Annotated in this window: 6 protein-coding genes; all 6 read left to right on the forward strand. The window is 52.5% G+C overall.

Annotated elements, in window-relative coordinates; translation table 11 throughout:
* The first annotated feature begins 349 nt into the window (after positions 1-349).
* Complete coding sequence (mobV, locus tag ACYSMN_RS25340; protein WP_488926730.1) at positions 350-1,621, forward strand: MobV family relaxase; 1,272 nt, start codon at positions 350-352, stop codon at positions 1,619-1,621.
* Positions 1,622-1,859: 238 nt separating this feature from the next.
* Positions 1,860-2,492 carry a hypothetical protein gene (locus ACYSMN_RS25345; protein ID WP_488926731.1) on the forward strand — a complete coding sequence of 211 codons (633 nt, stop codon included), beginning with the start codon at positions 1,860-1,862 and terminating at the stop codon, positions 2,490-2,492.
* Positions 2,470-2,781 carry a hypothetical protein gene (locus tag ACYSMN_RS25350; RefSeq protein ID WP_488926732.1) on the forward strand — a complete coding sequence of 104 codons (312 nt, stop codon included), beginning with the start codon at positions 2,470-2,472 and terminating at the stop codon, positions 2,779-2,781. Before ACYSMN_RS25345 ends, ACYSMN_RS25350 begins: the two co-directional genes overlap by 23 nt.
* 172 nt (positions 2,782-2,953) lie before the next feature.
* Positions 2,954-3,922, forward strand: a complete 969-nt coding sequence (gene tssD / locus ACYSMN_RS25355) for a type VI secretion system tube protein TssD (RefSeq protein ID WP_488926735.1) — start codon at positions 2,954-2,956, stop codon at positions 3,920-3,922.
* A gap of 13 nt (positions 3,923-3,935) precedes the next feature.
* Entirely contained in the window at positions 3,936-4,514 is a 579-nt protein-coding gene (locus ACYSMN_RS25360) for a suppressor of fused domain protein (RefSeq protein WP_488926733.1), read from the forward strand.
* Positions 4,515-5,399: 885 nt separating this feature from the next.
* On the forward strand, positions 5,400-5,628 hold a 229-nt coding region (locus ACYSMN_RS25365), incomplete at its 3' end, for a hypothetical protein (protein WP_488926734.1).

The following is a 5,628-nucleotide window of genomic DNA, read 5'->3' on the forward strand; positions in this document are numbered from 1 at the left end:
GAGGGGTGGGCCAGGGTGGCGAACAACACCATCATCGACCGGATTCAGTACCACCAGCAGCAGGAATTGAAGGCCCAGGCTGCTCGGACAAAGCGCGCTAGGTCTACCAGAAGCGTAAGTACGGAGCGTAAGTCAGAGCCATTAGCGTAAGTGATATTCGTAAGTGAAAACCACTAGCGTAAATATTAAGCGTAAGTATTCTCCTAATAATTGTCCGTTATCGTAATTAATAAGCGTAAGCAAGTAGCGCGAAATAAACAACGGTATAACCCACTATACCGGGCTTTGCCCGGTGTGGGCCCTTCGGGCTAATAATTAGTTGTAACCACCTCTTTTTCCCCACTGCCTTATGGCCTACGCCATTCTCCGAGTTGAAAAGATTAAGACCGCGCAGCAGGGCGCGGCTAAGACCGCGCACAACTACCGCTTGCGCGAAACGCCCAACGCGGACGTCGAGCGTAAGCCCTGGAATCAGGAGTACATCAACACGGCCGAGCGCAATTATTGGGAGCTGGCCACCGAGCGCATTGAGCAGGCCGGGGCGAAAGTGCGGCCGGACTCGGTACGGGCAATGGAGGTCATTCTAACAGCCAGCCCGGAGGCTTTCCAACGCGACGAGCAGGGCCGGGTGGGCGACGTGCGGAATAGTGCTTGGGAGAAGGCGAACATTGCATTTCTCCAAGCCAAGTTCGGAAAGGAAAATGTGGTGGCCATGACGCTGCACCAGGACGAGTTAACCCCGCACTTTCAGGCCGTGGTGGTACCCATCACAGAAGACGGGCGCTTGTCGGCCAAAGACCTGTTCAACCCGAAGACCTTGCGCCAGCTCCAGACCGACTACGCCCAGGCCATGAAGCCGTTTGGGCTGGAGCGGGGCGTCGAGCATAGCCGGGCCAAGCACGAGACCATGCGCCACGTGTACGGGGTGCAGGAGCGCAGCCGCGGCGAGGTGGGCGAGCTGGCCACGCCGGCGACGCCTGGCCGGCTGCACATCGAGGGGCCGAGTCCGTTCGACCTGGTGAACCTGGCCAAGTGGAAAGCCGAGCAGGAGGCCCAGTTGAACGCGGAGCTGGCCCGGCAGCTCACGGCCGCGAATGAACGGGCCGCGAAGGCCGCGCAGATTGCGCAGGACAGCAGCACGGCCAAAGACCGGGCGAAGACGCTCACGCGGCAATTGGCGAGCGTGGAGGGCACAAAAACGAAAGTTCTGGCTGATCGGGGCGAGGTGCTGGCTGATCTGACGCAAGTGGCCGTGCGCGCGGTGCAGGGGGAGGCCCTACCGGCGCACGTGTTGGAACACGGACGCCAGGTGCGGGCCAGCATCCAGGCCGAGGCCGAAATCCACGTGCAGCGGGCCTTAAAAGCTCCCATTCGGAAGACAAGCGACCTGACCGAGCAGCTGCGACGCTTGCCCGACTTTCAATACAGCCGGGATGCTACCACGAATGGCCACCGATTAGCGCATGTAGCCACCGGCAGCCGGTTCAAACTCGGCGAGCTTAAGCCAGGTGGGGTGCCTATGAAGGAGGCGTACGAACAGGCCGTGCAGCGTACCCAACAACGTGACAAGGCACGGATCCGCCAGCAGGGCCGCAGCCAAGGCGGAGGCATTGAAATGTAGTGCCGAAGCAGGCTCGGATTGGGGCTTAAATCAGCCCCAATTTTAAGACTAAGAAGGGATAAACAACTAAGTTATTATTGGACTGAGAGTTAGAAGAAAAAAAAGTTCAAGGTTTCTGAACTGATAGTTCAAGGTCTCAAAACTAATCGTTCAATTTTCAATATCTTTTTTTGAACTAATAATTCAAAACTTGTGACCTAATAGTTTATATTTGCAGCGTATAAAATGAACTGTTAGTATGGAAAAAGCCGAAAAAGTAGCCAAGCTTACATCCTTCCCTGTCCATCAGAGTAATCCTTACTTGGCTCCGTTGGTAGTACCCACTAGGAATCAAGTAGTGCAGGTGGGTAACCCTAAGGGGTTCTCAATAGTGAACACTGACACAGGTGAGGAGCATAGTATGCTCATCGGCACTAAGCACGTGGTTGACAAAGAAGAATTTAGGAAGATTTTTAAAAGTCAAATTCGGGCCTTATTCCAATTGAGTAGCACCGGATTTAGGGTATTCGGTTACTTCTTAGATGCTCTACACGTGTCTAAAGACCAGGTGCTTTTTGACTTGGAGGATTGTATGAAATTTACAGGCTATACAAGTAAAGCTTCGGTTTACAGTGGTGTAAGTGAGCTACTTAAACATGGCTTTATTGCCCGAACCCCTAAGATTTATACGTTCTTTATCAATCCAGCTATCTTCTTTAATGGCAATCGTCTTGTAATGGTAAATGAGTACTCAGTTCAACAAGACAAAAAGATGCCACTTACGAATGCTCAATTAGATTTTTTTAACAGTCCTGTTCCTTCACCTAGCTCAGATGCTGAATTAAAGGAAGAGGAACAAAAGGGAAAAAATGAATCTCTACAATCAGAATGAGTACTACCAACTCGCTAATGAGCTAGTAGACTATCTAGAGCAGTGGCCCCAGCTCAGCGCCGCGCAGCGGGAAAGGGCCGTGCTCATTGAGGTGGCCATGCAGGAATTTTACGAAGCGGGCTCTTGCTTCTGGTTGGAAACGTTGCCCGATGGCAGCTATGATGGCCGGGGGTTTGGGTTAGGCGTTCGCTACAAATGGCTAGAACGCAATCCAGGCACCGCAGCGCATGCGGCGCAGGCCCGCACCGAGCTGGCCAGCTTGGTGCAGCACGAACGTTTGAAGTTTTGACGTCATGATACTTTGACATCATGATACTTTGACGCATTGGTATTTTGAAGCAATGAAGCGTTGAAGCAGAGAGAACACTACTGCCCTAATCGGGGGCAGTGGGGAGAAAAACGGTATTTTGGCGGACTAACTAAGCTTATTCGCCGTGCCCGTTTTACATGCCGAAGTCCAGGTGGCGGGCCTCTGTGCCCCTTGCACTAGAGCCCACCATTCGTTCCTGCAATCCGTCGATTACCAAGGACGCCCTAGCTCTACCGTTAAAGCCGGGCTTATTGTGCTGGTCTTCACCGGGGAGATAGCCCTACACGACCTATGGGCAGAATTGGCAGTGGATTCCTTCCGGCGAGTAAGCGGCCATGTGGGGTTCTTCCACGAGGAAGGCCACACGATGCGTCGCCTCACCTTCTACGACGCGGCCTGTGTGTTCTACCAGGTGCGTTTCGATGCACGAGGCCAACACGGGCCTTCCCTGGAAACAGAAGTGCATTTCAGTGCAGCGGCCGTGGACTTCGATGGAACCCACATCGAGAACCACACTCGCTTGTATTGGGAGAAAAACGCGGTTACGCGCTTCAATGCCCTTAGCAAACCGATGGCCCTGCTTCCATCTCCTAGCTTGCGGGCTCAATCTCTCTCGGTATCAACCCCACCACTTGCCCCAACTCCACCAGCTCAGCCACCAGCACCTAATTCATCAGCCCCACTAGGCCAGAAACCTAAGAAAAAACGCAAGAAAAAGCCTAAGTCTCCCTACTCCGGGAAACGGCCTACCAGCCCAGCAGAGCCTGTTTTATCCACTGCTGGTACGGTTAATGAGTACGGTAAATGGTACTATCAACGTCCCTATACTCACCGTCGAGGCGTGCGTGATGATGCTTTCAAGGGAGCCAAAGAAAGTGATGGAAAAGTATATGACCCCTTAACCCGAACCCCCATTGAACCCACGGATACATGGGATATGGGGCATAAACCCGGCTACGAGTTCCGCAAACACCAGCTCAGTGCCGCACAGCGCAATATTGGCCGGAAGGAGTTTGTAGATGAACACAACGTTCCCTCACATTATCGACCTGAATTACCCTCTTCCAATCGTTCCCACCAAGAAGAAGACCTCACCGACCTATTTCTAGGGGGCAGTTAACCTCACCTTCCACATGAATATTTCCGCTGAAAACAAGACGATTGCGAAGACTCTGGCTGGTGCATTGGGGTTCGATCCCTCTGTTCGCCGGTATCGCGACGATATCAACGAGCTGGATTTAGCCCTGTTTTCCTGCACGGACCCCATAGACCCGAATGTGCGGTTTTATGGCACAGTAGGGCTTTCGGACTATCCGACTTATCAGGATGGCAAAGAATTCCCGACACGTGTAGAGGTATTGGGCGCAGCCTATAAGGATGTAGAATATTTCCCTAATGTGCTCAGCACAATAGGCTTCTACTCCATTCGGGAGAAGTTTTTCTGCTCACCTGGCTCAGTTTTGCAAAATGCGATTCAGATGTACGATCAGAATGCAGACTTACCCCATGTTCTGTTCTCAGACCCCTATTTGTGGGAGGATAAGCTAGAAACCCTCACTTTCGACACTAAAACCGTCGCGTGGGTGCTAGCAATCCCTATTTCCGAAAATGAACTTCGATACAGAGAAGAACATGGGACAGAAGCCCTAGAGGAGCTATTAGAAAGAGGAGAGGTAGATATTTTCGATTTGCACCGCAAGTCTGTTGTCTAACTAACTCTATCTTCGCCTTACTATCGGAAGCGTAACCGGCTCTGCTGAGGAGCAACCGGCCAGGAATACGGTAGTGCCACGGACGCACGTCCCAAGTCCGTCCAGCGTTGAAGGTTCGCCCTCTGCTGGACGGTTTTGTTTGTATTGATCACAGCTGCTCCCATCTCACACACCTATGCAACAAGCTCGGCCATCGGTCGGGCTTGTTAGGTTTTCAGGCATGAGCCACCCCGCATAGAGGCGTCCTGCAGGGCCCAAAAAAGTCTATCCGGCCGAGGGAATATGTGCTAAAATAAACTGGACAGTGCGGGGTGGCTCATGCCCGAAAACCTATCCTCGGAACGAGGAATTACATTTGCTTTACGTCTTCTCACTTACCTTTCTGATGGAGCCAAACCACTACGTTTTCGCAGATAATCAATCAACGGCCAGCGTGTGGTATACGGCGCTACTTGGGGTTTCTCCTCTAGAGCAGGAACACGGATTGTATTATCAGTTAGGCAGTTTTTCCCTCATACTAAGCTCAGTTGGCGAACGCGGCCCGGTGGGGTTGTCGATTCATTCTATCAAAGACGCTCGCACACGATTGACACAGATGGGGTTGCCGACTGGCGAAATACTAGGCATGATCCACGGGTATGAGGATGGGGAAACCGCTACTTTCCAAGACCCGTCTGGTAATCTGGTCTTGCTTACTGACCAGACGAATTTGTCGATTACAGCGGGTGGATGAATATCCCATCTACTCGTTTTTAAGCACTTTTAGTTATAGAAAATCTTATCACACAATTTGTACTTTCGGGTATGATTCAGGTTTGCCAGAAGTGCGGGAAAGAGTACGAGCCGAAGCGCCGAGGAGGGAAGTTCTGCTCGACGTCGTGCCGGGTGGTGAAGCACCAGCTCGTTAAGCAGGGGAAGGCCTGGACGAATCCGACGACGGCCGATGAGCAGTACTTAGCGGAAAAGTTGGTGGCGGTTGGTAGGTCGGCTCAGGAGGTGCTAGCCTTTGTGGAGGGCCTGCCTGCGGAGGTAGCCATTACAGCAATGCGTCCGTTGGTGGAGGGGTGGGCCAGGGTGGCGAACAACACCATCATCGACCGGATTCAGTACCACC

This window comes from Hymenobacter sp. M1-2, from assembly GCF_057808495.1.

Coding starts and splice junctions, on each gene's coding strand:
- ACYSMN_RS25350 (WP_488926732.1), top strand. CDS start 2,470: ATGAATCTCTACAATCAGAATGAGTACTACCAACTCGCTAATGAGCTA.
- ACYSMN_RS25345 (WP_488926731.1), top strand. CDS start 1,860: ATGGAAAAAGCCGAAAAAGTAGCCAAGCTTACATCCTTCCCTGTCCAT.
- mobV (WP_488926730.1), top strand. CDS start 350: ATGGCCTACGCCATTCTCCGAGTTGAAAAGATTAAGACCGCGCAGCAG.
- ACYSMN_RS25360 (WP_488926733.1), top strand. CDS start 3,936: ATGAATATTTCCGCTGAAAACAAGACGATTGCGAAGACTCTGGCTGGT.